This is a genomic window from Burkholderia sp. Bp9012 (assembly GCF_003853825.1).
In the GTDB taxonomy this organism is placed as follows: Bacteria; Pseudomonadota; Gammaproteobacteria; order Burkholderiales; family Burkholderiaceae; genus Burkholderia; species Burkholderia diffusa.
The window spans coordinates 18,041-40,512 of the sequence record NZ_QTQA01000025.1 but is presented as its reverse complement, the minus strand read 5'-3'; the positions used below and the strand labels follow the sequence as shown (position 1 = coordinate 40,512).

Genomic DNA, 22,472 nt, shown 5'->3' with positions numbered 1-22,472 from the left:
ACGGGTTCCCGCTAGCTCCGAACTGCATGTAGGAGCTGAAGCCGGGACTTATCAGGCTGCCCGTTTGACACGTATCTTATCGTACGTATGCTTCAACGCCATCAACCCTCACACAAATGCATCGTGGGATATAGGTTGTGCATCCGCAGCTCGGGCACAAGACTGACCCTCGATGCAGTTAATAATCGCTGCGCCTTCCCATTCTAGACGACCAGACGGACGGGCTTCTGGCCTCTCAATCGGTGGATCGAAATGCTTCCTTCGGCGAACCGGTTTTCGCCGCCACAGCGCACGACAACACAGCCAGCGAACATTGGCGGACTTGCCCGGACGTCTGCAGACGATTCGCCAGCCACTGACCGAAGAGAAGACGTACGGGGCAACTCTGGGGGCAACTCGGCGTGGTAGATATTATGGATCGTTGCTACACATGGCTTTTAGTCATGAGTTTGGTTGTCCTCCGCCCACCAACGGAATTCGAAGGGTTCGGTCGCAAGACCGAACCCTTTTTGTTTTTTCGCATGTCCGCCCCCCCCCGCCGTCACCCGCGCCCGAAACTCGGCCGCTTCGGATCGTACGTCCACCCCGGCACCAGATACCGCATCGCCATCGCATCGTCGCGCGCCGTGCCGCCGACTTGCCCGTACAGCGCATGGGCAGCCTCGACCTGCGCCATGTCGAGTTCGATCCCGAGCCCGGGCCGCTCGGGCACGGCCACCTGGCCGCCGACGATCTCGAGCGGCTCGCGCGTGAGCCGCGCGTCGCCTTCCTGCCAGATCCAGTGCGTGTCGATCGCGGTGATCGTGCCGGGTGCCGCCGCGGCCGCGTGCGTGAACATCGCCAGCGAAACGTCGAAGTGGTTGTTCGAGTGCGAACCCCACGTGAGCCCCCAGTCGCGGCACAGCTGCGCGAGCCGCACCGAACCCTGCATCGTCCAGAAGTGCGGATCGGCGAGCGGAATGTCGACCGCCTGCAGCCGCACCGCGTGATCCATCTGCCGCCAGTCCGTCGCGATCATGTTGGTCGCGGTCGGGATGCCGGTGGCGCGCCGGAATTCGGCCATCACCTCGCGGCCCGAGTAGCCGGCTTCCGGCCCGCACGGGTCCTCCGCATACGCGAGCAGATGACCTTGCCCGCGGCACAGCGCGACGGCTTCGTCGAGTGACCACGCGCCATTCGGGTCGAGCGTCGCGCGCGCGTCGGGAAAGCGCGCCTTGATCGCCGCGATCGCTTCCATCTCGTCCGCGCCGGCCATCACACCGCCCTTCAGTTTGAAATCGACGAAGCCGTAGCGCTCGACCGCGGCCTCGGCCTGCCGCGCGATCGCGGCCGGCGTGAGCGCGGCTTCGTTGCGCAGACGGAACCACGGATCGGCCGCGTGCATCTCGTCGCGATACGGCAGGTCGGTGCGGCGCCGCTCGCCGATGTAGAACAGGTACGCGAGCATCGGCACCGCGTCGCGCTGCTGGCCTTCGCCGAGCAGCGCGGCGACGGGCACGTCGAGATGCTGGCCGAGCAGGTCCAGCAGCGCGGCCTCGATCGCGGTGATCACGTTGTCGAGCCGCAGGTTGATCTCGTGCGGCTGGCGCAGCACGGCCGCCTCGCCGGCCGACGTCACCTCGTGCCGGATCGTGCGTCCCGCACCCGCAGCGGTGCCGGACAGCACCGCGCGCACCGCGTTGAGCGTCGCCTGGTAACGCCCGATCGACTGGCCGACCACGAGATCGGTCATCCGTTCGAGCGCCTGTCGGATGCCTTCGCCGCCGGGCACTTCGCCGACACCCGTGTGGCCGCTGCTGTCGTCGAGGATCACGAGGTTGCGCGTGAAATACGGTGCGTGCGCGCCGCACAGGTTCAGCAGCATGCTGTCGCGGCCGGCGACGGGGATCACTTGCATGTGCGTGACGCGCGGGGTGCCGGCACGGCAGGGTTCGGACATCGGTTCGCTCCTGGTTCCGGTGGCGTGCGGGCCGCTGGGTGCACTGGCGCAGCCCACGCCGTTCATCATTGAAGCTCGACGCGGCGAATTTCGCCGACGACGAACAGGTAGCAGATTACGGCGACGAGCGCGTGCGCGACGACGTACACGAGCGCGCCGTTGAACGAGCCGCTGCGGTCGACGATGTAGCCGATCGCGATCGGCGTCGTAATGCTGGAAAGATTGCCGCACGTATTGAGCAGCGCGCCGCTCAGGCCGGCGATCTGGCGCGGCGCGGTATCGGCGTTGACGGCCCAGCCAAGCGCGCCGAGCCCTTTGCCGAAGAACGACAGCGCCATGAACAGCACCACGAGCACGTGCGAATCGGTGTAGTTGCAGACGATCATCGACATCGACAGCAGCATGCCGATCACGATCGGCACCTTGCGCGCGACCGACAGCGACTGCCCCTGCTTGAGCAGCGCGTCGGACACGATGCCGCCGAGAATTCCGCCGAGGAACCCGCACACGGCCGGGATCGATGCGACGAGCCCCGCGTTGAGGATCGACATCCCGCGCGCCTGCACGAGATAGACGGGAAACCACGTGATGAAGAAGTAGGTGAGGGCGTTGATGCAATACTGCGCGACGTACACGCCGACGAGCATCCGGTTCCTCAGCAGCGCCTTCACGTGACGCATCGACGGGCCGCCGTCGCGCGCGCCGGTCGCCTGGTCGATGTTGACGAGCGCACCGCCTTCGGTGAGGTAGTCGAGCTCCGCGCCGTTGATGCGCGGGTGCACCTTCGGGTCGTACATCGTGCGGTTCCACACCAGCACGAACGCGAAGCCGAGCACGCCCATCACCGCGAACACCGACTGCCAGCCGTACGCGTGCACGAGCCAGCCCATCAGCGGCGCGAACACGACGGTCGCCGCGTACTGAGCGGCGTTGAAGATCGCCGACGCGGTGCCGCGCTCCGCGGCCGGAAACCACGTGGACACGATCCGGCTGTTGGCCGGGAACGACGGCGCCTCGGCCGCGCCGACGAGGAAGCGCAATCCGAACAGCAGCGCGAACGCGGTCGCGCCGCCGACGAAGCCGATGCCGCCCTGAAGCAGCGTGAACAGCGACCAGAAGAAGATGCTGAACGCATAGACGATGCGCGAGCCGAAGCGGTCGAGCAGCCAGCCGCCCGGCAGTTGCGCGATCACGTACGACCAGCCGAACGCCGAGAAGATGAAGCCCATCTGCACATGGCTCAGGTGCATCGTGCGGGCGAGCGCCGGGCCCGCGATCGCGATCGCCGCGCGATCCGCGTAGTTGATCGTCGTGACCGCGAACAGCACGGTCAGCACGAGCCAGCGCACGCGGGTGCGCCGGGCCGTTGCCGACGCGGACGCCGGCAATGCGTGAAGCGGATTCATGACTGTCTCCTCCGAAGGGCGGAAGGTGCCGTCGTGCGGCTGCGCGTCGGTGCGCGCGTTTTTTCGTGGTGGTCTTGCCGGCCGGAGGCCGGAGGCCGGAGGCCGGACGCCGATGCCCGGAGGCGGGGCGTCCGGATCATTCTGTCATGGCGAAAATTGCGCTTTCATGCCAATTGCTGACTTGATCGATTCAGGAATTGGATCGATCCGTGGCATCGGCATGTCTCTTTTTTACCCGGATGATATTGACAACAATTTATACCCGGATAAAAATGGCGTCATTCCGATTCCTGCCCACGGGCAACCACGATGACTCTCTCCATGCTTCTCCCTTCCTACACGGCGTTCGATGGCCACCGGCGCGTCGCGTCGGGCCCGCTCGCGACGGTGGCGGTGGCGGTCCGTCAGGCGGCCGGCAATGCGATGTCCGGCACCATCGTGATCTTCGACGACGCGACCGGCCGCTCGATCGACCTCGACCTGCGCGGCACGGCGGACGATATCCGTGCGCGTTACGCGCCAGTGCCGGGCGAGGCATCCGCGCCCGCCGAGCCCGCCGGCGCGGCCGAACAACGCGGCCGCGGCCGTCCGAAGCTCGGCGTCGTCTCGCGCGAGGTCACGTTGCTGCCGCGTCACTGGGACTGGCTCGCCGCGCAGCCGGGCGGCGCGTCCGTCGCGCTGCGCAAGCTTGTCGAGGACGCGCGGCGCACGCACGCGGCGGCCGACCGGCGCCGCGACGCGCAGACGCGCGCATACCACTTCATGTCGGCGATCGCGGGCGACCTGCCCGGATTCGAGGAGGCCGCGCGTGCGCTGTATGCGAACGACCTCGAGCGGATGACCGAACTGATTGCCGGCTGGCCGGACGACGTGCGCGACCATGCGCTCGCGCTGGCGCGCGGCGATTTGCCGCCGTCGACCGAAGACTGCTGACGGAGCAGACGACGCGATGACGACGTTCGATCTGAACCGCGGCGCGATCGCGCCGGTCGCCGACGAAGTCGACCTCGTCGACCTGCCCGTGACCGGCACGATCCCGCCCGAACTCGACGGCACGCTGCTGCGCAACGGCCCGAATCCGCCGGGCGGCCGTTTCGAGGGCAACGACGTGCTGTCGTGGTGGCCGGAAGCGGCGATGCTGCACGCGATCGCGTTCGAACGCGGCCGCGCGGCCGGCTACCGGAACCGCTGGGCGCGCACGCGCCGCTGGGCCGATGTGCACGCGCCGGAGCAGGCGCCGCACCTGCCCGACACGAATCCGAACGTGAACGTGCTGCAGCACGCCGGCGAATTGCTCGCGCTGGCGGAAGGCGGCGCGCCGCTCGCGATCACGGCCGCGCTCGATACGCTCGGTGCGCCCGCGCGGCACACGGCGTTCGGCGGCGCGATGACCGCGCATCCGAAAGTCGATCCGGTGACGGGCGAACTGATCCTGTTTCGCGCGGACTGGCGCGCGCCGTGGCTGCGCTACGGTGTCGCGGATGCGCAGGGCGTGCAGCGCGTCGACCTTGTCGTCGACGTGCGTGCGCCGTCGATGATGCACGACCTCGCGATCACCGAAACCCGCAGCCTGCTGCTCGACCTGAACGTCGGCTACGACTTGGCGATGCTGAAGCAGGGGCACCGGATGCCGCTGCGCTGGCACGACGACCGCGACGCGCGGATCGGCGTGATGCCGCGCCACGGCGGCGACGTGCGCTGGTTCGGCATCGAGCCGTGCTTCATCCAGCACGTCGTGAATGCGTACGACTGCGATGCGTCGTGCATCGTGCTCGACGCGGTGCGCTATCCGTGGTTCCTGCGGCTCGACGCGCGCACGGGCCGCTTCGCCGACAACCCGGTCGGCGAGCTGTGGCGTTACGTGATCGATACCGCGAACGGGCTGATCGACGAAGGGCCGCTGGCTGACGGCGGCATCGAGCTGCCGCGCATCAACGAAAGCCGGACGGGGCGCCGCTACCGCTACCTGTATGCGGTCGAGCAGCCGAACAACGCCGAGATGCGCGGCGTGATGCGTTTCGACCACGTGCGCGGCACGACGACCCGCTACGCGGTGCCGGCCGGCGACCAGAACGGTGAGCCGGTGTTCGTGCCGCGCCCGGGCGGCACCGACGAGGACGACGGCTGGCTGCTGGTGGTGGTCTACCGCGCGGCGACGGATACGAGCGATGTCGTGATCCTCGATGCGCGCGCGATCGACGCGGCGCCGGTCGCGACGGTGCACCTGCCGCGCCGCGTGCCGGCCGGGTTCCACGGCGCGTGGGTGCCGCGCGAGCGTCGGGCGTGAGCGGCCGCGCGCGTCACTGTGCGCGCAACGCGTCGACGATGTTCAGCCGCGCGGCGCGCATCGCCGGCAGGAAGCCGCCGACGAGCCCCATCACGAGCGAGAACAGCAGCGTCTTCACGACGATCGCGGGCGTCAGCACGAAACGAAACGACAGGTCCGCGAAGGTCTGGAAATTGGTCGTCGAGAACGACGCGAACTCCATCAGCGACGCGCACACGAGCCCCGCGACACCGCCGACGAAGCCGAGCAGCAGCGCCTCGAGCAGGAACGCGGCGAGCACGTTCATGCGCTTGAAGCCGAGCGCGCGCAGCGTGCCGATTTCGGCGGTGCGGTTCGCGACCGACGCATACATCGTGATCATCGCGCCGATCATCGCGGCGATCGAGAAGATCGTCGACAGCGTGATGCCCAGGATGTTGATGAAGGTCGACAACGCCTTCGACTGGTCGCCGTAAAACGTCTGCTCGCGTTTCGCTTCATCCGTCAGGCGCGGGTCGACGTCGATGTCGGCCTTGAAGCGCGCGAAGCCGTCGGCGCTCGGGATGCGCAGCACCATCGACGAGTAGCTGGTGCGCCGGAACGACTGCATCAACTGGTCGACGTCGCCCCAGATCTCCGAGTCGAAGCCGCTGCCGCCCGCGTCGAAGATGCCGACGACGGTCCAGTCGCGCTGCGCGAAATGCAGGCTGTCGCCGAGCTGCGTGCCGCTGAACCCCTTCGCGATCGCGCTGCCGACGATGATCTCCGACGAGCCGGGCGTGAACATGCGGCCGGCGACGAGCTTCACGTGCGGGCGCAGCGCGAGGCCGGCCGGCGACACGCCGCGGATCACGACGTTCGACGGCTTGCCGGACGACGTCTTTACCAGCGAAATCAGCACGACCGCTTCCTTCGACACGAGCGGCCGGCCGTCGGGGCCGAGCGCGACAGCCGGATGCATCTCGAGCGCGTTGGCCTGCTGGTGGTCGATCGCACTCTGAATCTCGGTTTCGGCGCCCTTGCGGATCACCACCGCGTTGTCCGGTTCGCCGGTCGACACGAGCGTCTGCGTGAGCCCCGCGTCGAGCATCTGCACCGTCGCGAACACGAAGATTACCAGCGCCATCCCGCCCGCGGTGAGCGCGGTGGTGAGCCGGCGGGTCCACAGGTTGCGCGCGATGTAGGTGAGTGGAATGGCCATGCGCCTATCCGATCGCCCGCAGGCCTTCGACCACGCGCACGCGCGCCGCCTGCCACGCCGGCACGAGCGCGGCCGCGAGGCCGACCGCGACCGAGCATGCGGCCTGCAGCGCCATCGTTTCGGCCGACACCTTGAATACCGGGAAGATGCCGCCCGCGGCCTGCTTGAAGAGGCTCGCGGCCGGCGGTGTCGCGAGCATCGCGAGCCCGCCGCCGACCACCGCGATCACGACCGATTCGCCGAACACGATCAGCGCGAGAAAGCCGGGGCCGAAGCCGAGCGCCTTCAGCGTCGCGTATTCGGCGGTGCGTTCGCGCGCGCTCATCGCCATCGCGTTCGCCATCACGGCCATGATGATCAGGATCACCACGTACGACACGACGCGGATCGCCGCGATGATCTGGTTCGACATCGCGACGAAGCCGAGCTGGAACGCCTGCTCGGTCTCGGTCAGCGTTTCGGCGAGCGAGTTCTTGAACACCGCGTCGACGTTGCGCGCGATCGCGGCGCCGTCGTCCGGGTTCGCGACCCCGAGCACGAACACGCCGACCTGGTCGGCCTGCTTCGGCGTTCGCTTGCGCACCGTCTCGTTCAGGTAATCCCAGTGGAACACCAACTGGCGCGTGATCGTCGAATCGTCGCGGCCGTCGAGAATGCCGCGCACGACGAAGTCCCACGTGCCCGGGTAGATCGTGCCTTTCAGCGGAATCACGTCGCCGACCTTGAAGCCGAACTGCGTCGCGAGCTGGCGCCCGACGAGGCAGCCGCGGCGGTCGCGGTCGTAGTCGGCGCGCTGCGGCGCCGGGAGGATGAATTCCGGATACAGGTCGAGATAGTTCTCCGACACCGCGAAGCTCGCGAAGAAGTTCTTGGGGTCGCGGTAGATGCCGCCGAACCAGTTCGAGCGGACCACGGCCGTCACGCCGTCGACACCGCGGATCCGGTTCTCGTAGCTGACCGGCAGCGGGAACACGAGCGAGATCGCGTTGCGCGTGACGAGCCGGCCGCTGGACGCGGCGGCCGCGCCTGCGTACCACGCGTCGACGACGGTGTGCAGCAGCCCGAACGCCAGCACCGCGATGGTCAGCCCGAGCACGGTCAGCAGCGTGCGCAGCCGGTGCCGCAGCGCATTGCGCGCGATCAGCTTCAGCACGTACATCGCGCGCGCTCCCGTCCGTCAGACGGCGTGCCCATCGATCAGCTCCCCTTTTTCCAGATGCACGAGCGAGCGCGCGGCGGCGGCCGCGTGCGCATCGTGGGTCACCATGATGATCGTCTTGCCGAGCTCGGCGTTCATCCGCTGCAGCATCGCGAGCACGTCGGTGGCCGATGCGCGGTCGAGGTCGCCGGTCGGCTCGTCGGCGACGATCAGCACCGGATCGGTGATCAACGCGCGCGCGATCGCGACGCGCTGCTGCTGGCCGCCCGACAGCTCGGACGGGTAATGGGTCTTCCGGTCGCCGAGATTCACCATGTCGAGCACCATCTCGACGTGCTCGCGCCGTTCGCGGCGCGACAGGTGCGTGAGCATCAGCGGCAGCTCGACGTTCTCGAACGCGGTGAGCACGGGCATCAGGTTGTAGAACTGGAAGATGAAGCCGACGTTCGCCGCGCGCCATTCGGCCAGTTGCGCTTCCTCGAGCCGCGAGATGTCGAGGCCGCCCACGCGCAGCTCGCCGCTGTCGGGCCGGTCGATGCCGGCGATGAGATTGAGCAGCGTGCTCTTGCCGGAACCCGACGGCCCCATCAGCGCGACGAAGTCGCCTTCGCCGATGTCGAGCGTGATGTCGGTCAGCACCGGCACGATCTGGTGGCCGCGCCGGTACGACTTCGCGACGTGGCTGATCTCGACGAGCGGCGGCGAGGCGTCGTTCACGCGCGCCACGCTACTTCTTCGCGACGGTCACTTTCGCGCCGTCCTTCAGCTTCGCGCCCGGCGCGAGCACGACGGTGTCGCCGGGCTTCACGCCGCGGATCGCGACGAGTTCGCCGATCCGCGCGCCCCTGGTCACCGCTGCTGCATGCACGGTGTCGTCCTTCACGACGAACACGACCGGTCGGCCGTCGCGCTCGACCACCGCGCTCGCCTGCACGGCCGTCACCGGCTGCCGGTCCTGCGGCGAAGCGGGCTTCGACAGGAACGCGATCTTCGCGCTCATATCGGGCAGCACGCGCTCGTCGCGGTCGACGAAACGCACCTTCACGAGCACCGTCGCCTTCGAGCGGTCGACGGTCGGCACGATGCGCGACACGCGACCCGCGAAGCGCATGTCGGGCAGCGCGTCGAGCTGGATCTCGCACGGCTGCTCCGCGCGGATCTTCGCGATGTTCGATTCGGCGACGTCGGCCTCGACCTCGAGCGTCTCCATGTCGGCAATCGTCACGACCGCGCCCTTGCTGTCCGACGCGGACGAGAACGGCGTGATGTTGTCGCCGACGTTCGCGTGCTTTGCCAGCACGATGCCGTCGAACGGCGCGCGGATCACCGTCTGATCGACCGCGACCTGCGCGGCCTGCGCATTGGCCTCGGCGGACGCGATCGCGGCCTCGTCGCTGTTGACCGATGCGCGCGCCTTGTTCACGCGGGCCGTGTCGATGTCGAGCTGTGCGGCCGGCACCGCGCCCTTCGGCGCGAGCACGGCGGTGCGGCGCAGCGCGATCTCCGCGTCCTTCAGCTCCGCCTGAGCGACGCCGAGGTTGGCGCGGGAGACTTGCGCCTGTGCGCGTGCCTGCGCCAGCGACGCTTCCACGTCGCGGCTTTCGAGGCGCGCGATGATCTCGTCCTTTTTCACGCGCGTGCCTTCGAGCACGCCGAGCCATTCGACGCGCCCCTGGCCTTTCGACGCGACCGCGGCCTTGCGCTGCGGCACGACGTAGCCGGTCGCGTTGAGCTGGGTGTCGTTCTGGTACGGGTAGGCGGACGTGACGGCGGTCGTGTCGACCGTCGGGCGGCCGGTGAGCGCCAGCACGGCAACGATCGCGACGATGACGAGCGCGGCGGCGACCGCGTAGCGGACCCACCGGCGCCGGCGTGGCGCGGTTGCGACGGGACGCCGGTCGATTTTCAGTTTGTCCAGATTGTGATCGGGCAATTTGGGCGCCTCGCGACGGCGGCGGTCTGTGACCGGCCGCGTCCGGTTGGGACGGAAGGAGGCCAGTATAGCGTCGCCGCGGCGGGCGCGAGAGACGGTTTGTCGGACGATTGATGCACGTCCCGCGGCGCGTCGCGCGGGCCCGAAACCGGCTCCCCCCGGGGAAACCCGAGGGATGCAAGCCGCATGTCAACTGGTCGCGCGGGCGATGCGTTATGGAGCCAGTGCATCAGTATTTGTCGAGGCGGAAAGGCATGAGCCGGCCCGCCCGGCGGCGACCGGCGATCCGGCGCGACTGATGTTCCGATGCGGATGCCTCGCATCACTTACCGGTACGTTTGACTTTTTCTCCGCTAAAGGAAGAACAATGAAGAAGACGCTCGCTTCGATCATGACCGCAGCATTCGCTCTCGCATCGGTTTCGGCATTCGCACAGGAGTCGGCGTCGGCTCCGGCAGGCGCGATGGCACCCGCTTCCGCACCGATGAAGAAGGATCACAGCAAGCCGAAGCACCAGCTGAAGCAGCACGGTTCGGCAAAGGGCAAGGCAAAGGCCGCAGCCGCTTCGGCCGCCGGCACGAACGACGCGGGCGCAGCGAACTAAGCGCGCGTCCCCGGCGCTGGCGCTGCCAGCCATCCGTCGCGAAACCCCGCACGCTTCGGCATGCGGGGTTTTGTTTTTCAGGCGTCCGCCGCGTCCGGAACGTCGAGGGCACCGGGCGGCGGCGCGCGCATCGCGTCGACCACCGCGCGCATCCGGCGCCAGTGCGATCCTTCCCAGAACACCCGCTGGCACACGTCGCACGCGGCAAAGCGCCGGTGCCGCTGCCGGACGCCGGCCGGCACGCGCGGCGCGGCGTCCGCCGCATCGAGCGCGTGCAGCGGTGCGTTGCAGCGCAGGCACAGCCGGAACGGCCACATGTGCGGCGCGAGGTCGAGCCGCGCGAACAGCTCGCGCAACTGCGCGTCCGGCTGCTGCGCGTGCAGGTAGCAGCCGCGTGCGACCGCGCGGCGCTTGAGCAGCTCGCGGTCGCGTGTCAGCACGATCCGGCCTTCGCGCGAGGCGAGCGCGACGAGCTCGTCGTCGCGGTAGTGGTTGTCGTAGCAGGTGTCGAAGCCGGCGAGGCGCAGCAGCTGCGCAAGGCCGCCGAGGTGCGCGTCGGCGACGAAGCGCCAACGGTCCGGTTGCGGCTGCGGGGATGCGGCCGACGGCTGCGCGCGCTCCGGATGGATGTCGACGCGGTCGCCGTCGCCGAGCGGCCGGTCGAGGGCGGACGGTGCGCCGTTCACGCAGAGCCGGCCGATTTCCGTATGCGGCACGCCGAGCGCCTCGATCGCATGTTTGACCGTCGCGTAGCGGGAAAACGCGTGCGCGAACGCGCGCTCGCGCTGGGCGCGAGCGAGAAATGCGTTCAGTTCACCGTGGAAGCGGAAGATCGCGGTCGCCATCCGGGCAGTATCGCACCGCGTGCAGCCGGTCGCCGGGGCTGCAGGTCACCGCCATCTGTGTTTAACTCCACGCTTCACGAGCGAAGGAGCGGGGAAATGGATCTCGGATTTATCGGGCTGGGCGAAATGGGGCAGGCGATCGCGACGAACCTGCTGAAGGCGGGGCATGACGTGCGGGTCTGGAACCGGTCGCGCGAGCGCGCCGAGCCGCTCGCCGCGCTCGGCGCACAGATCGTCGCGACGCCTGCCGACGCGTTTCGCGGCGATGCCGTTTTCTCGATGCTCGCCGACGATGCCGCGGCGCGCGAAGTATTCGACGACGCGCTGCTCGCGCAGGCGCCGCGCGGCCTGATCCACGTGAACATGGCCACGGTGTCGGTCGCGCTCGCCGAGTCGCTCGCGCACGCGCATGCGTCGCGCGGCCTCGCCTACGTCGCCGCGCCCGTGATGGGGCGTCCGGACGTCGCGGCCGCCGCGCGCCTGACGATCATGGCCGGCGGGCCGGCCGAGGCAATCGACCGCGTGCAGCCGCTGTTCGACGCGATTGGCCAGAAGACCTGGCGCTTCGGCTCGCTGCCGCAGCACGCGAACGTCGCGAAGATCGCCGCGAATTTCACGCTCGCGTCGGCGATCGAGACGCTCGGCGAGGCGTCCGCGCTGCTCGGCGCGCACGGCGTCGCGATGCGCGACTTCCTCGACGTCATCACGAACAGCGTGTTTCCGGGGCCGGTCTACGAAGGCTACGGCGGGATGATCGCCGAGCGCAGCTACGAGCCCGCGCGTTTCAAGGCGCGCCTCGGGTTGAAGGACGTGCGGCTCGCGCTGCAGGCCGGCGACGCCGCGTCGGTCCCGCTGCCGGTGGCGAGCGTCGTGCGCGACAGCCTGCTCGATGCGCTCGCGCACGGCGGCGGCGAACAGGACTTCGCGGTGCTCGGCGAAGTCGCGCTGCGCCGCGCGGGCCGCTGAGCCGGCGCGGGACAGACACGCCGCGTGCGCGGCATAATCGACATTTCGTTTCTCTTTCGGTCGGGGTGGTCATGAACCTGCATACGTGGTGGCTTTTCGTGGCGACGGTGTTCGTCGTGTCGGCGATTCCGGGTCCGAACATGCTGCTCGTGATGACGCACGGCGCGCGGCACGGGCTGCGGCGTTCGGCGTGGACGATGGCCGGCTGTCTCACCGCGCTGGTGCTGATGCTGTCGGTGTCGGCGGCGGGCCTCGGTGCCGTGCTCGAGGCCTGGCCGGCGATGTTCAACACGTTGCGCTTTGCGGGCGCGGCCTACCTGATCTACCTCGGCGTGAAGGCGTGGCGCGCGCGCGTTGACGACGAACAGCCTGCCGCCGACGTCGAAACGGTGTCGCGCCAGGTCGCGTCGGCATCGCGCTCGGCGTTGTTCCGCAACGGCTTCCTGGTCGCGGGCAGCAACCCGAAGGCGATTCTGTTCGCGGCCGCGCTGCTGCCGCAGTTCATCAACGCATCCGAGCCGACGCTGCCGCAGTTCGGCATCCTCGTCGTCACGTTCGCGGTGATCGAGGTCAGCTGGTATCTCGTCTACGCGTCGTTCGGCACGCGCATCGGCGCGACGCTGAAGAGCCAGAGCGTCGCGAAGGTCTTCAACCGGCTGACGGGCGGCATCTTCGTCGGCTTCGGTGCGATGATGGCGCTGGTCCGTCACTGAATTAAGCCTGCGCGGTCCGCCGGACGCCCCGCACCTCGTCAGAGGGCGGGGCGTTTTCCTGTCCGGGCCCGCGTCAAGCGCGCGGCCATGCGGCGGCGCCGGCCCGGCGGCTCGCCGACAAGCCGAACGCCGCGGCCGCGCCTGCGAACGCGAAGCCGACGCCGCACACGGCGCTCCACCCGCCCCACGCCCATGCGCTGCCCGCGAGCGCCGCGCCGAGCGCCCCGCCGACGAAGAACAACCCGACGAACAGCCCGTTCAGACGCCCGCGCGCGGCCGGATTCAGCAGGTTGATTTCCCGGCGGCCGATCGTCTGGTCGACGATCACGCCCGCGTCGAGCAGCGCCGCGCCGCTGGCCAGCAGCGCCAGCGCGAGCCCGCGGTGGGCGTGCGCATCGAAGCCGAACCAGCCGGCGCCGGCGATGCCGAGCACGGTGAGCGCGGCGAGCATCGTCACGTGCGCGATGCGCTGCGCGGCCGGGCCGTGGCCGCGATCGCCGGCGCGGCCGGCCAACGGCGTGACGATCGCACCGCTTGCGCCGGCGAACGCGAACAGCGCGATTCCGTGCAGGTCGAGGCCGAATGGCGGCTGCGCGAGCCGCAGCCCGACGGCGGTCCAGAACGCGCTGAACGCGGCCATCGCGAGCGCGGCCGACAGCGCATGTCGGCGCAGCACCGGTTCGTCGGCCAGCAGGCGGCCCATCGACGCGAGCAGCGCGCGATAGCCGGCCGTCACCGGCGGCACGCGCGGCGGCAGGCGCCGCGCGAGCACCGCCGCGATCGCCGCGTTCGCGAGCGCGGCCAGCGCGTAGAACGCGCGCCAGCCGGCCGTGCCCGCGATCAGGCTGGCGAGTGGCCGCGACAGCAGGATGCCGAGCATCAATCCGCTCATCACGTTGCCGACTGCCCGCCCGCGCTGCGCTTCGGGCGCCATCGACGCGGCCATCGGCACCAGCATCTGGATCACGCTCGACGCGGCGCCCGCGGCCAGCGTCGCGAGCAGGAAGACGGTGCCGGACCGCGTGAACGCCGGCAGCGCGAGCGCGGTCGCGCACGCGACGAGCGTCGCCACGATCAGACGGCGATTCTCGAGCAGGTCGACGAGCGGCACCAGCAGCACGAGGCCCGCTGCGTACCCGAGCTGCGGCAGCATCGCGACGAGGCCCGTGAGGCCGGGCGGCAGCTGCAGGTCAGCGCTGATCGGGCCGGTCAGCGGCTGCGCGGCGAACAGGTCCATCACGATCACGCCGACCGTCGCGGCGAAGAAAAGCGTCATGCCTGCACTGAGCGCGGGCGGTGCGCCGCGCGCGGGGTGACCGGCGGGCGGGTAGGAATCGGCAGGGCAGTTCATCGAAGGCCTCGGGTCTTGAGCGAAGGAAGTCCCATCGTAGGTGCCCGATGTTTATGCGACAATTGAAATATGTCTAACATGATTATGCGAGTTTGCTTTGAATACGCGTGATCTCCAGGCGTTCGTCGCGGTGGTCGACAGCGGGTCGATGGTCGCCGCCGCCGCGAAGCTCCATCTGACGCAACCGGGCCTCACGCGACGCGTGCAGAACCTCGAGACGCTGCTGGGCATGCCGCTGCTCGAGCGGCAGAGCAAGCCGCTGAAGCCCACGGCCGCCGGGCGCGACGTCTATGCGCTCGCGCGCAACGTGCTGGGTGCGGTCGACGAATTGATGGCGGCTGGCGCACCCGACAGCGAGCCGTCCGGCGAACTGCGCATCGGCGTGCCGCCGTTCCTGTCCGAGCTGGCGCTCGAGCGGCCGATCGACCAGCTGCGCGACACGTTTCCGCGACTGACGCTGCGCGTGACGGCAGGCTGGTCGCCGGCGCTGGTGCAGGGCATCGAACGCGGCACGCTCGATGTCGCGACGGTCATGGTGCCGACCAGCGCGGCGCTACCCGACACGCTGACGGCCACGCTGCTCGGCACGCAGCCGACCGTGCTCGTCGCCGCGCGCGACTTCCCGCTGCCGGACGGCCCGCTGTCGCTCGACGTGCTGTCGGGTTTTCCGTGGGTGCTGAGCCAGGACGGCTGCGGGATGCGTTCGGCGCTGAGCCGTGCGCTCGGCGCGGCCGGGCTGCCGTTCGACGTCGCGGTCGAGGCGTTCGGTTCGGAGTTGCAGTTGTCACTCGTCGCGCGCGGTGCGGGCATCGGAATCGCGTCGCCGAATGCGCTGGTGCGCAGTGCGCATCGCGATGCACTGAGGGTGGTGGAAACGGCGGGGCTGGAGACGCGGATCAACGTGTGGATCGTGCACGGTGCGCTGCCCGGCCGCCTGACACGGCCGGTCGCGCTGCTGCGCGATGCGCTGGGAGCGGTGCTCGACCGGGAGAACGAGAAGGGGTCGGATGCGAACTAACGCGCTAGAGTGCGCATTCGAGGGAAAATCCTGATTTTCTCTACGGAAATGTTGCAATGCGGAAATCAATTCGCTATAGTTACACCTGTCTCCTCCATGTCTCCTCTGATATGGATTCAGCCCGCCTCTTAGGCGGGCTTTTTTTTGCCCGCGTTTTTTGCGCGGGCCATCCATTCGTCCTCTGTCCGTCCTCCGTTGTCGGCGTCAGAACTTGTAGGTCATCCCGACATAGCTGATGATCGGGTCGGCCTTCAGGTCCGATTTCGACTCGGCGAGCACCGTGCCGTCGGCCGCCTTGATCGTCACCGTCGACGTCGTCTTCAGCGGGATGTACGTCACCGACGCGATCAGCCCGAAATGCTCCGTCATGTTGTACTGCAGGCCCGCGTTGAACACCGGCTGCCACGACGACGACGCCTTCGCCTCCACCGATGTCGTACCCGGCTTGCCCGCGCCTGCCGCGAGAATCGCGCCGAGGTTGTCCTGCGTCTGCTTGATGAAGTTCGTGTTGAGCTGCAGGTCGCTGAACCAGTTGTACGACACGCCGAGGCCGAGGAACGGCCGGAACTTCGCGGTCGCCTGTCCGAAGTAGTACTGCAGCAGCACGGCCGGGCTCCACTGCCGCACGCTCTTCACGATCGGGTTCACCGACGCCAGCCCGATGTTCTGCGTGCCGAGCGCGCCGGCCGGGCCGGGCGGCTTGATCGTGCCCTGGCCCGACACCTTGAACACCGGCGGCACGCCTGCCACCGACGTGACCGCGATGTGGTCGGTCAGGAAGTGGCTGACCGTCAGGCCGACCGTATCGGCACCGCTCGTACGCAGCCCGGTGCCCGGCGACGTGAACGACGGCGGCAGCCGCAGCGGCGTATTGATCGGTGTCGGCGCGACGTTGGTCGTCATCGGCGTGCTGCTTTGCTGCGGCATCACGTGGAACCAGCCCAGCGTGACGACGTTGCTGCCGGCGCTCTGCGCGTGCGCCGCGAGCGGCGCCAGCGCGGCGGCGCCGGCCGCCGCGCAAAGAAGGGTCTTCTTCATCACGGCTTGCCTCCGCTTACTGGACGAACGCGCCGATCGTGAAATACGGCGTCGAACCCGCGTTGTCGAGGAAACCGAACACGCCACCCGTGAAGATGAACTTGCCGGTCGGCGACGTGCTGCCCGAACCCGTGTGGATCGTCGTGACCGTGCCCGGCACCTTCTGCGTGTAGTCCAGGTCGAGCGCGGTCGCGAGCGATGCCTGCGACGGCTGGAACGGATCGAGCAGCGTGGCCTGGTTGTTGATCAGCGCGGTGGTCCGGTAGTCGAACTGGCTGTCGACGCCGATGTATTCGCCGTTCTGCGAGCCGGCCGCGATCGCGGTCTGCGGCGAGAGGATCGAGATGCTCGATTCGTCGTCGGCGGTCAGGCCCGGCACGCCGTTGCTGTCGGGCGTCGGGTTCGGGTTCGCGACGCCCGTGCGCACGAGGATCGGCACCAGCTGGTTGCGCAGCTTGCCGACGATCATGAAGCCCTTGCCCTGCGGCGTCGCCGACAGCGTCGGCTTCAGCTGGCTCTGGTAGTTGTTGCTCTGGAACGCGCCGCTCCCGTCGGCCGACTGCACGAAGTTCGTGCCCTGCTGCATGCACGCGCCGCCGGCGAACTGGCCGGTCGTGTCGCACTTGGTCCACGTGCCGTCCGCGTTGATCGTCACCTTGGCGTCGATCGACGCCGGCGCGAATTTCTGCGACGGCACTTCGCCGAAGCCGATGTGGCTGTACGTGCCCGCGACCTTCGTGATGTCGGTTTCGATCGACGAGAAGCCGATGAACGGGTAGTACGGGAATTTCGTGTCGGGCACCGCGGCCTGGCCGAGCACGCCGTCGAACTGGATCTCTTTGCCGGGAATCGTGCCGCCCGCCACGCCGAAGCCGACGAAGATGCGCGCCGGACGCGACGCATCGAGGCTCGCGCCATTCAGCCGGAACGCGCACTGGTTCAGCTTGTTGGTCGGCAGCAGCGTTTCCTGCGTGAGCGTGCCGCTGTCGACGGTGCCCGCGCGGGTCGGCGTGACGGTGCCGGTCTTTTGCGGAACCGCCGATTCGACATAGGTGACCTGCCAGGTCATCTTGGTCGTATCGAGCTGGACCTTGGCCAGTTCGCCGCTGCCCGCGCCGCCGGTAAACACGGTGCTGTAGTCGAGCGTCGCGGGGCAGAGCCGGTCTTCGACGAGCGGAGGCGGATTGTCGCTGCCGCCACCGCACGCGGAAAGAAGGGGGGCGGCAAGGGCCGCCGCCAGAACGAGGTTGCGCTTCATGTTGCTCCTCCAGATTTGTCTTGTCAGGCGGCCGGCTCCCTGTCGACCGCTTCTGTTGCTTGTGCTCGTGCTGCCTGCGCCGTGCCGGGCGCCGTCGTTTCGTGCCTTCCCTGCATCCCGCGGCGGCGTATCGAGCGCCGCCGCGTCCCCGATCGTTACTTGCTGATCTGTGCGCCCACGCCGAAGTACGGTGTCGACGACGTGCTCGAGTTCGCCGACGTCGACGTGACGCCGCCGTTCACCGTGCCCTGGATGAGCGCCGCGTACAGGCCGCCCGTCGCGATCACCACGCCCGGTGCGGACGGATAGGTCGCGCCGCTCGCCGGCGTCGTCGTCGTGTTGAGCAGGCCCGGCGTTCCCTGGCCGTAGTCGAGCGTGAAGGCGTCTTCCTCTGCCTGCGTGGTCGGGTTGATGAACGACGCGTTGCTGCCGCGGATCAGTGCAGCCGTGTACTTGAAGTTCGAATCGGCGCCCGCGTAGCCGCCGTCGATCGCGCCCGACTGGATCGCGCTCGCCGCGCCGAGCACCGCGATGCCCGATTCGTCGTCGACCTGCGCGTCGGCATGCAGCGGCGGCGTGCCGAGGTTCACGTTGCCCGTGCGCACGACCACTGGCACGGTCGCGCCGTTGAGCTGGCCGATCACCATGTGCGCGGTGGCCGACTTGCCGGTTGCGCCGATCAGCGGCAGCTGCGTTTGCGGCAGGATCTGCGGCGCCTTCGCGCTGTTGAGGTAGCCGCCGGTCGCGTTCACTGTCCATGGATCGCCGGTCGTCTGGCAGCCGCCGGCACTCGTCGACGTGCATGCGCCGTTCGCGTCGAACGTCTCGCTCGAATTCGTGCCCTTCGTCGCGTAGTTGCTCGACGGCACGAGGTGGTAGATCAGCGCGTTGTACGTGCCCGGCAGCTTCGTGAGGTCGGTCGTCGTGTTCGCGAAGCCGAGGAACGGATAGAAGTCGAAGTGGCGGTTCGGCACCTGGCCGACGTTCTGGATCACGCCCGGGATGATCGTCAGCCCGTCGTACTGAACCGTCGCGCCGGGGATGCCGCCGCCGGCCACGCCCATGCCGACCAGCAGCATCGGCGGGTTCGCCTGGTTGAAGTCGGCGGCCGTCGAGTAGGTCGAGCCGTTCGGTGCCGTGCCCGAACCCGGCGTGAGCACGAACGCGCAGCGCGTCTGTTCCGCGGTCGGCAGCGTGCCGGTCGGCGGGTGGACGACCTTGCCGGTGATCGTGGTGCCGGCGCGGCTCGGCGTGACCGTGCCGGTCGCGAGCGGAATCGGCGATTCGAGCCACTTGAGCGTGTACGTCATCGCGACCGCGTCGATGTTGACGCTGACGATCTCGCCGCTACCGGCGCCGCCGAGGTACGTGCTCTTGACGATGTCGGCGTCGGCCGGGCACAGCGCGCCGTTTATGGGCTGCGACGGCGGCGGCCCTTGCGTGCCGCAACTCGATCCGGAACATTGGGGTGCCTCGATCGGCGCGGGCGCGCCGCCGTCCCCTCCACCACAGGCAATCAGGAAAGGGGCGATGGCAAAGGCCGTTGCCACCCCCTTCGATAAGGCGTGCGACATGCCGCTGTCTCCAATCGTTTAATTGTGCGAGCTAATGTCGCTGTCTGGATTTTTGCTGTCAATTGATGAACTCGTCTAAAAAAGACGATTGAAACAGCGTGCACGCGATGAATCCTTGCAGGATCGGGATTTCAGTAAGAATTAAAACGCGTGAAGGGTGCTAGAGTGCTGCCGAAGTGGGGTGGCTGCCACGCACGCAGGGCTCTCGAGGCCCTCACGCGTATAACGGCAGCGTTTAAAGCGGCGGTATCCGGTTTATCCCTATTCGGGATTGACTGGAGAAAATTGGGGTAATTAATTCATCGGTAATCGCGCAATGGAAAGCTTGTAAATATTTGTAAATGCGCGAACCGGATTTTATTGATTGCCTGATACGGGAAAATAAAAAGCCGGCCAGCGGCCGGCTTTGCATCGCATGCAAGCGCAATCAGCGTTTGAGGCCTGCATCCTCGGCGGCGCCGATGTTGAGGTTCATGCACTGGATCGCGGCGCCCGATGCGCCCTTGCCCAGGTTGTCGAGGCGCGCGACCGTGACGAAGCGCTCTTCGTTGCCGAACACGAACAGGTCGACGCGGTTCGTGTCGTTGTTCGCCTGCACGTCGAAGAAGCCGCTGTCGAGGTTCGCATCCGCGTTGAACGGCGCGACGCGCACGAACGGTTCGTCCGCGTAGTACTCGGCGAACACGCGCTGCACGTCCTGCGGCGTCGCGCGCTTCGCGAGCTGTTCGGGCGAGAAGTAGGTCGTCACGGCAAGGCCCTTCAGGAACGGGCCGACGATCGGCGTGAAGATCGGTGCGTGCGCGAGGCCCGTGTGCGCGGCCATTTCCGGCAGGTGCTTGTGCGCAAGCGCGAGCGCGTACGGACGCGGGCTCGCGAGCTTGCCGCCCGGCGCCGCGTTTTCGTATTCGGCGATCATCGACTTGCCGCCGCCGCTGTAGCCGGTGATCGAGTAGCTGTGCGCGGCGAAGGTCGGCGCGACGATGCCGGCGTCCACGAGCGGACGCATCGCGAGCACGAACGCCGATGCATGGCAGCCCGGCACGGCGATGCGCTTCGACGTGCGAATCTTCTCGCGCTGCGCGCGCGTCAGTTCCGGCAGGCCGTACGCCCAGTCGGCGTGCGTGCGGAACGCGGTGCTCGCGTCGATCAGCGTCGTGTTCGGGTTCTCGACCAGCGATGCCGATTCGCGCGACGCGACGTCCGGCAGGCACAGGAACGTGACGTCCGATGCGTTGATCAGGCGGCGGCGCTCGTCGACGTCCTTGCGCTTCGCTTCATCGATGCGCAGGATCTCGATGTCGTTGCGCGCCGACAGGTATTCGAAGATCTTGAGGCCGGTCGTACCTTCCTGGCCGTCGACAAAAACTTTGGTGCTCATTTCGTTCTCGCTGAATGAAACGGGAGCCGCGGCGCCCTGAAACCGCCATTTTAAGACCTCATCCGGCGGGCCTGCACCGCACGGGGCGAAAAAAAGACGGCCTGCGGGCCGTCTTGTACCGCTCGCGCGCGCCTGCGCGGCATTGCCGCGTCACCGGCGGCGCGGCCGGGCGCGCGTGCCGCCGCGTTCAGCGGCCGCCGGCCAGCCAGCGGGCGGTCGTCTCGGCGACGCGCCGGCCGAACGCCTTCGCGGTCTCGAGGTCGCCCGGCAGCGGGCCCTCGTCGGGCGTCGCGTCCGCCGGCGACTGCGCGAGCAGGCCCGTGAAGCCGCCGACGTAGTTGATGTCGTTGCGGGTGGCCGCCTTCGAGTTGGCCGGCATCATGCCCGTGCCGACCCACACCATCCCATGCTGCATCGCCAGTGTGACGAAATACTGAATGGTCGAGAACTTGTCGCCGTTCATCGTCGCGGAGTTCGTGAAGCCCGCGGCGATCTTGTCCTTCCATTTCTGCGTGAACCACGGTTTCGACGTGGCATCGGCGAACTGCTTGAACTGCGCGGACGGGCCGCCCATATAGGTCGGCGCGCCGAAGACGATCGCGTCCGCCGCGTCCAGCGCGGCCCAGCCCGCGTCGTCGAGTTCGCCGACGGCGATCAGGCGTGCGGTGGCGCCGGCGTCCTGCGCGCCTGCGTGGACGGCGTCGGCCAGTTTCTGTGTGTGACCGTAGCCGCTGTGATAGACGATGACGATGTTCGACATGAAGCGTTCTCCGGAAGGGGACGAAACGGCGGGCGTCGCAGCCTGCCGCGTCACGCGCCGCGGTCGGGCGGCGCGGCGGATGCGCGGCGGGATGCCGCGACCGGTGACGCCGAGTCTAGCAAGTCGAAATGACGGGAGAAAAGCACGCAGGCGAGGCGGGGAAATTCGCGGGCGCGGGCGAGGGAGGCCGGGGACACGCGCAACGGGGCAGGCGGCGGCGCGTGAGCGCTCACTGGCCGTAAGTGACCGTGAGCCGCGCGGTGCCGATCGTCAGCGTGCCGATCTCGTGCTCGAACATCGGTGCGGGGCGCCCTTGCGCGACGCGCAGGTCCGTGCCCTTCAGCGCATAGACGGTGATGACGTAGCGGTGCGGCTTGCCGGGGGGCGGGCACGGGCCGCCGTAGCCGTCGATCCCGAAGTCGTTGCGCGCCTCGCTCGCGCCGATGCGGCGCAGGAGGCCCGACGCGCTCGCGTCGGCCGGCAGGCTCGTGACGCTTGCCGGGATGCCGGCGACAGCCCAGTGCCACCAGCCGTGCCCTGGCGCATCCGGATCGAAGATCGTGATCGCGTAGCCCTGCGTGCCGGGGGGCGGGTTGCGCCAGCTCAGTTGCGGCGAACGATTGGCGCCCTTGCAGTCGCCTCGGTCGAACACGTTCGCGGCGCCGACGCGGCCGCCGGCCGTCAGGTCGTTGCTCGACACGGTGAACGGGCCTTCCGCCCGCGCGGGCAGGACGGCGAACGCGACGCACGCGGCGGCGCAGGCAAGGGCGGCGATGAACGGCGAAGGACGACCCGGGGACGCAGGCGAAGTGATCCGGCGATCCACACGCATATGGCGCTTCTCCCGTCACGTGGGCCGGACCGATGCTCCCGGCATTGTTGGCGTTGTGCGTTGCCCGCGCAGCTGATGGCGACGATGGATCAAGTCTAGCATTAGGGTTCGATGCGCGATGCATGCCGCGGCCCGCGATGCGGGCCGGCCTCGGTGCGAATCGGTGGACGAAAAAAAAGCCGCTCGCGATCAGGCGAGCGGCTTGTTCAGCCAGGGTGCCGGCTGCATGCC

Annotated in this window: 21 protein-coding genes; 7 read left to right on the top strand and 14 right to left on the bottom strand. The window is 68.5% G+C overall.

The window, feature by feature from the left end; all coding sequences use genetic code 11:
- Nucleotides 1-541 precede the first annotated feature (541 nt).
- On the bottom strand, nucleotides 542-1,939 hold the full coding sequence (locus DIE11_RS28335; protein WP_124628568.1) for an enolase C-terminal domain-like protein: 1,398 nt from the start codon (nucleotides 1,937-1,939) through the stop codon (nucleotides 542-544).
- A gap of 65 nt (nucleotides 1,940-2,004) precedes the next feature.
- Nucleotides 2,005-3,345, bottom strand: a complete 1,341-nt coding sequence (locus DIE11_RS28330) for an MFS transporter (protein WP_124628566.1) — start codon at nucleotides 3,343-3,345, stop codon at nucleotides 2,005-2,007.
- On the opposite strand from DIE11_RS28330, the gene DIE11_RS28325 reads away from it, so the two are divergent.
- The 3 genes from DIE11_RS28325 to DIE11_RS28315 are packed head-to-tail and all read left to right on the top strand — an operon-like array spanning nucleotide 3,344 to nucleotide 5,632.
- Complete coding sequence (locus DIE11_RS28325; RefSeq protein ID WP_124628564.1) at nucleotides 3,344-3,658, top strand: hypothetical protein; 315 nt, start codon at nucleotides 3,344-3,346, stop codon at nucleotides 3,656-3,658. The genes DIE11_RS28330 and DIE11_RS28325 overlap by 2 nt on opposite strands.
- Nucleotides 3,655-4,278, top strand: coding sequence for a DUF2239 family protein (locus DIE11_RS28320; RefSeq protein WP_059607759.1), 624 nt, complete (start codon nucleotides 3,655-3,657; stop codon nucleotides 4,276-4,278). The genes DIE11_RS28325 and DIE11_RS28320 overlap by 4 nt, the downstream gene beginning before the upstream one ends.
- A gap of 16 nt (nucleotides 4,279-4,294) precedes the next feature.
- A complete protein-coding gene (locus DIE11_RS28315) occupies nucleotides 4,295-5,632 on the top strand; it encodes a carotenoid oxygenase family protein (protein WP_124628562.1) in 1,338 nt (445 codons plus the stop codon).
- 13 nt (nucleotides 5,633-5,645) lie between these two features.
- Here the strand turns inward: DIE11_RS28315 and DIE11_RS28310 are convergent, their stop codons facing one another.
- From DIE11_RS28310 to DIE11_RS28295, 4 genes are read right to left on the bottom strand one after another with little or no spacing between them, the layout of a single operon-like run.
- On the bottom strand, nucleotides 5,646-6,812 hold the full coding sequence (locus DIE11_RS28310; RefSeq protein ID WP_124628560.1) for an ABC transporter permease: 1,167 nt from the start codon (nucleotides 6,810-6,812) through the stop codon (nucleotides 5,646-5,648).
- A 4-nt stretch (nucleotides 6,813-6,816) separates the two neighbouring features.
- Nucleotides 6,817-7,971 carry an ABC transporter permease gene (locus DIE11_RS28305; protein WP_124628558.1) on the bottom strand — a complete coding sequence of 385 codons (1,155 nt, stop codon included), beginning with the start codon at nucleotides 7,969-7,971 and terminating at the stop codon, nucleotides 6,817-6,819.
- Nucleotides 7,972-7,989: 18 nt separating this feature from the next.
- The gene (locus DIE11_RS28300; RefSeq protein WP_124628556.1) at nucleotides 7,990-8,688 is read right to left on the bottom strand and encodes an ABC transporter ATP-binding protein; all 699 of its coding nucleotides are present in this window, start codon (nucleotides 8,686-8,688) and stop codon (nucleotides 7,990-7,992) included.
- Nucleotides 8,689-8,698: 10 nt separating this feature from the next.
- The gene (locus tag DIE11_RS28295) at nucleotides 8,699-9,904 is read right to left on the bottom strand and encodes an efflux RND transporter periplasmic adaptor subunit (RefSeq protein ID WP_124628554.1); all 1,206 of its coding nucleotides are present in this window, start codon (nucleotides 9,902-9,904) and stop codon (nucleotides 8,699-8,701) included.
- 175 nt (nucleotides 9,905-10,079) lie between these two features.
- Between DIE11_RS28295 and DIE11_RS37110 the strand changes: the two genes are divergently transcribed.
- A complete protein-coding gene (locus tag DIE11_RS37110; protein WP_244112003.1) occupies nucleotides 10,080-10,508 on the top strand; it encodes a hypothetical protein in 429 nt (142 codons plus the stop codon).
- 77 nt (nucleotides 10,509-10,585) lie between these two features.
- Here DIE11_RS37110 and DIE11_RS28285 read toward each other — a convergent pair whose 3' ends face one another.
- The gene (locus DIE11_RS28285) at nucleotides 10,586-11,353 is read right to left on the bottom strand and encodes a Mut7-C RNAse domain-containing protein (protein WP_124628552.1); all 768 of its coding nucleotides are present in this window, start codon (nucleotides 11,351-11,353) and stop codon (nucleotides 10,586-10,588) included.
- A 96-nt stretch (nucleotides 11,354-11,449) separates the two neighbouring features.
- On the opposite strand from DIE11_RS28285, the gene DIE11_RS28280 reads away from it, so the two are divergent.
- Nucleotides 11,450-12,319: an NAD(P)-dependent oxidoreductase gene (locus tag DIE11_RS28280; protein WP_059607766.1), complete on the top strand. Its 870-nt coding sequence runs from the start codon at nucleotides 11,450-11,452 to the stop codon at nucleotides 12,317-12,319.
- A 71-nt stretch (nucleotides 12,320-12,390) separates the two neighbouring features.
- Complete coding sequence (locus DIE11_RS28275) at nucleotides 12,391-13,032, top strand: LysE family translocator (RefSeq protein ID WP_124628550.1); 642 nt, start codon at nucleotides 12,391-12,393, stop codon at nucleotides 13,030-13,032.
- Nucleotides 13,033-13,105: 73 nt separating this feature from the next.
- On the opposite strand, the gene DIE11_RS28270 is transcribed toward DIE11_RS28275, so the two are convergent.
- A complete protein-coding gene (locus DIE11_RS28270) occupies nucleotides 13,106-14,383 on the bottom strand; it encodes an MFS transporter (RefSeq protein ID WP_124628548.1) in 1,278 nt (425 codons plus the stop codon).
- Nucleotides 14,384-14,480: 97 nt separating this feature from the next.
- Here DIE11_RS28270 and DIE11_RS28265 point away from each other — a divergent pair, with 97 nt between their 5' ends.
- Entirely contained in the window at nucleotides 14,481-15,401 is a 921-nt protein-coding gene (locus tag DIE11_RS28265) for a LysR family transcriptional regulator (protein WP_124628546.1), read from the top strand.
- Between the two features lie 204 nt (nucleotides 15,402-15,605).
- Here the strand turns inward: DIE11_RS28265 and DIE11_RS28260 are convergent, their stop codons facing one another.
- From DIE11_RS28260 to DIE11_RS28235, 6 genes are all read right to left on the bottom strand, one after another.
- Nucleotides 15,606-16,439, bottom strand: a complete 834-nt coding sequence (locus tag DIE11_RS28260; protein WP_059608521.1) for an OmpW family protein — start codon at nucleotides 16,437-16,439, stop codon at nucleotides 15,606-15,608.
- Nucleotides 16,440-16,455: 16 nt separating this feature from the next.
- Nucleotides 16,456-17,697 (bottom strand): DUF2957 domain-containing protein, encoded by a 1,242-nt coding sequence (locus DIE11_RS28255; RefSeq protein WP_124628543.1) that lies wholly within the window; start codon nucleotides 17,695-17,697, stop codon nucleotides 16,456-16,458.
- A gap of 155 nt (nucleotides 17,698-17,852) precedes the next feature.
- Complete coding sequence (locus DIE11_RS28250) at nucleotides 17,853-19,271, bottom strand: DUF2957 domain-containing protein (RefSeq protein WP_124628541.1); 1,419 nt, start codon at nucleotides 19,269-19,271, stop codon at nucleotides 17,853-17,855.
- A 427-nt stretch (nucleotides 19,272-19,698) separates the two neighbouring features.
- Complete coding sequence (gene argC / locus DIE11_RS28245) at nucleotides 19,699-20,649, bottom strand: N-acetyl-gamma-glutamyl-phosphate reductase (protein WP_124628539.1); 951 nt, start codon at nucleotides 20,647-20,649, stop codon at nucleotides 19,699-19,701.
- 187 nt (nucleotides 20,650-20,836) lie between these two features.
- Complete coding sequence (locus tag DIE11_RS28240) at nucleotides 20,837-21,409, bottom strand: flavodoxin family protein (RefSeq protein WP_124628537.1); 573 nt, start codon at nucleotides 21,407-21,409, stop codon at nucleotides 20,837-20,839.
- 229 nt (nucleotides 21,410-21,638) lie between these two features.
- Nucleotides 21,639-22,241, bottom strand: coding sequence for a YbhB/YbcL family Raf kinase inhibitor-like protein (locus tag DIE11_RS28235; protein ID WP_059608516.1), 603 nt, complete (start codon nucleotides 22,239-22,241; stop codon nucleotides 21,639-21,641).
- Nucleotides 22,242-22,472 lie beyond the last annotated feature (231 nt).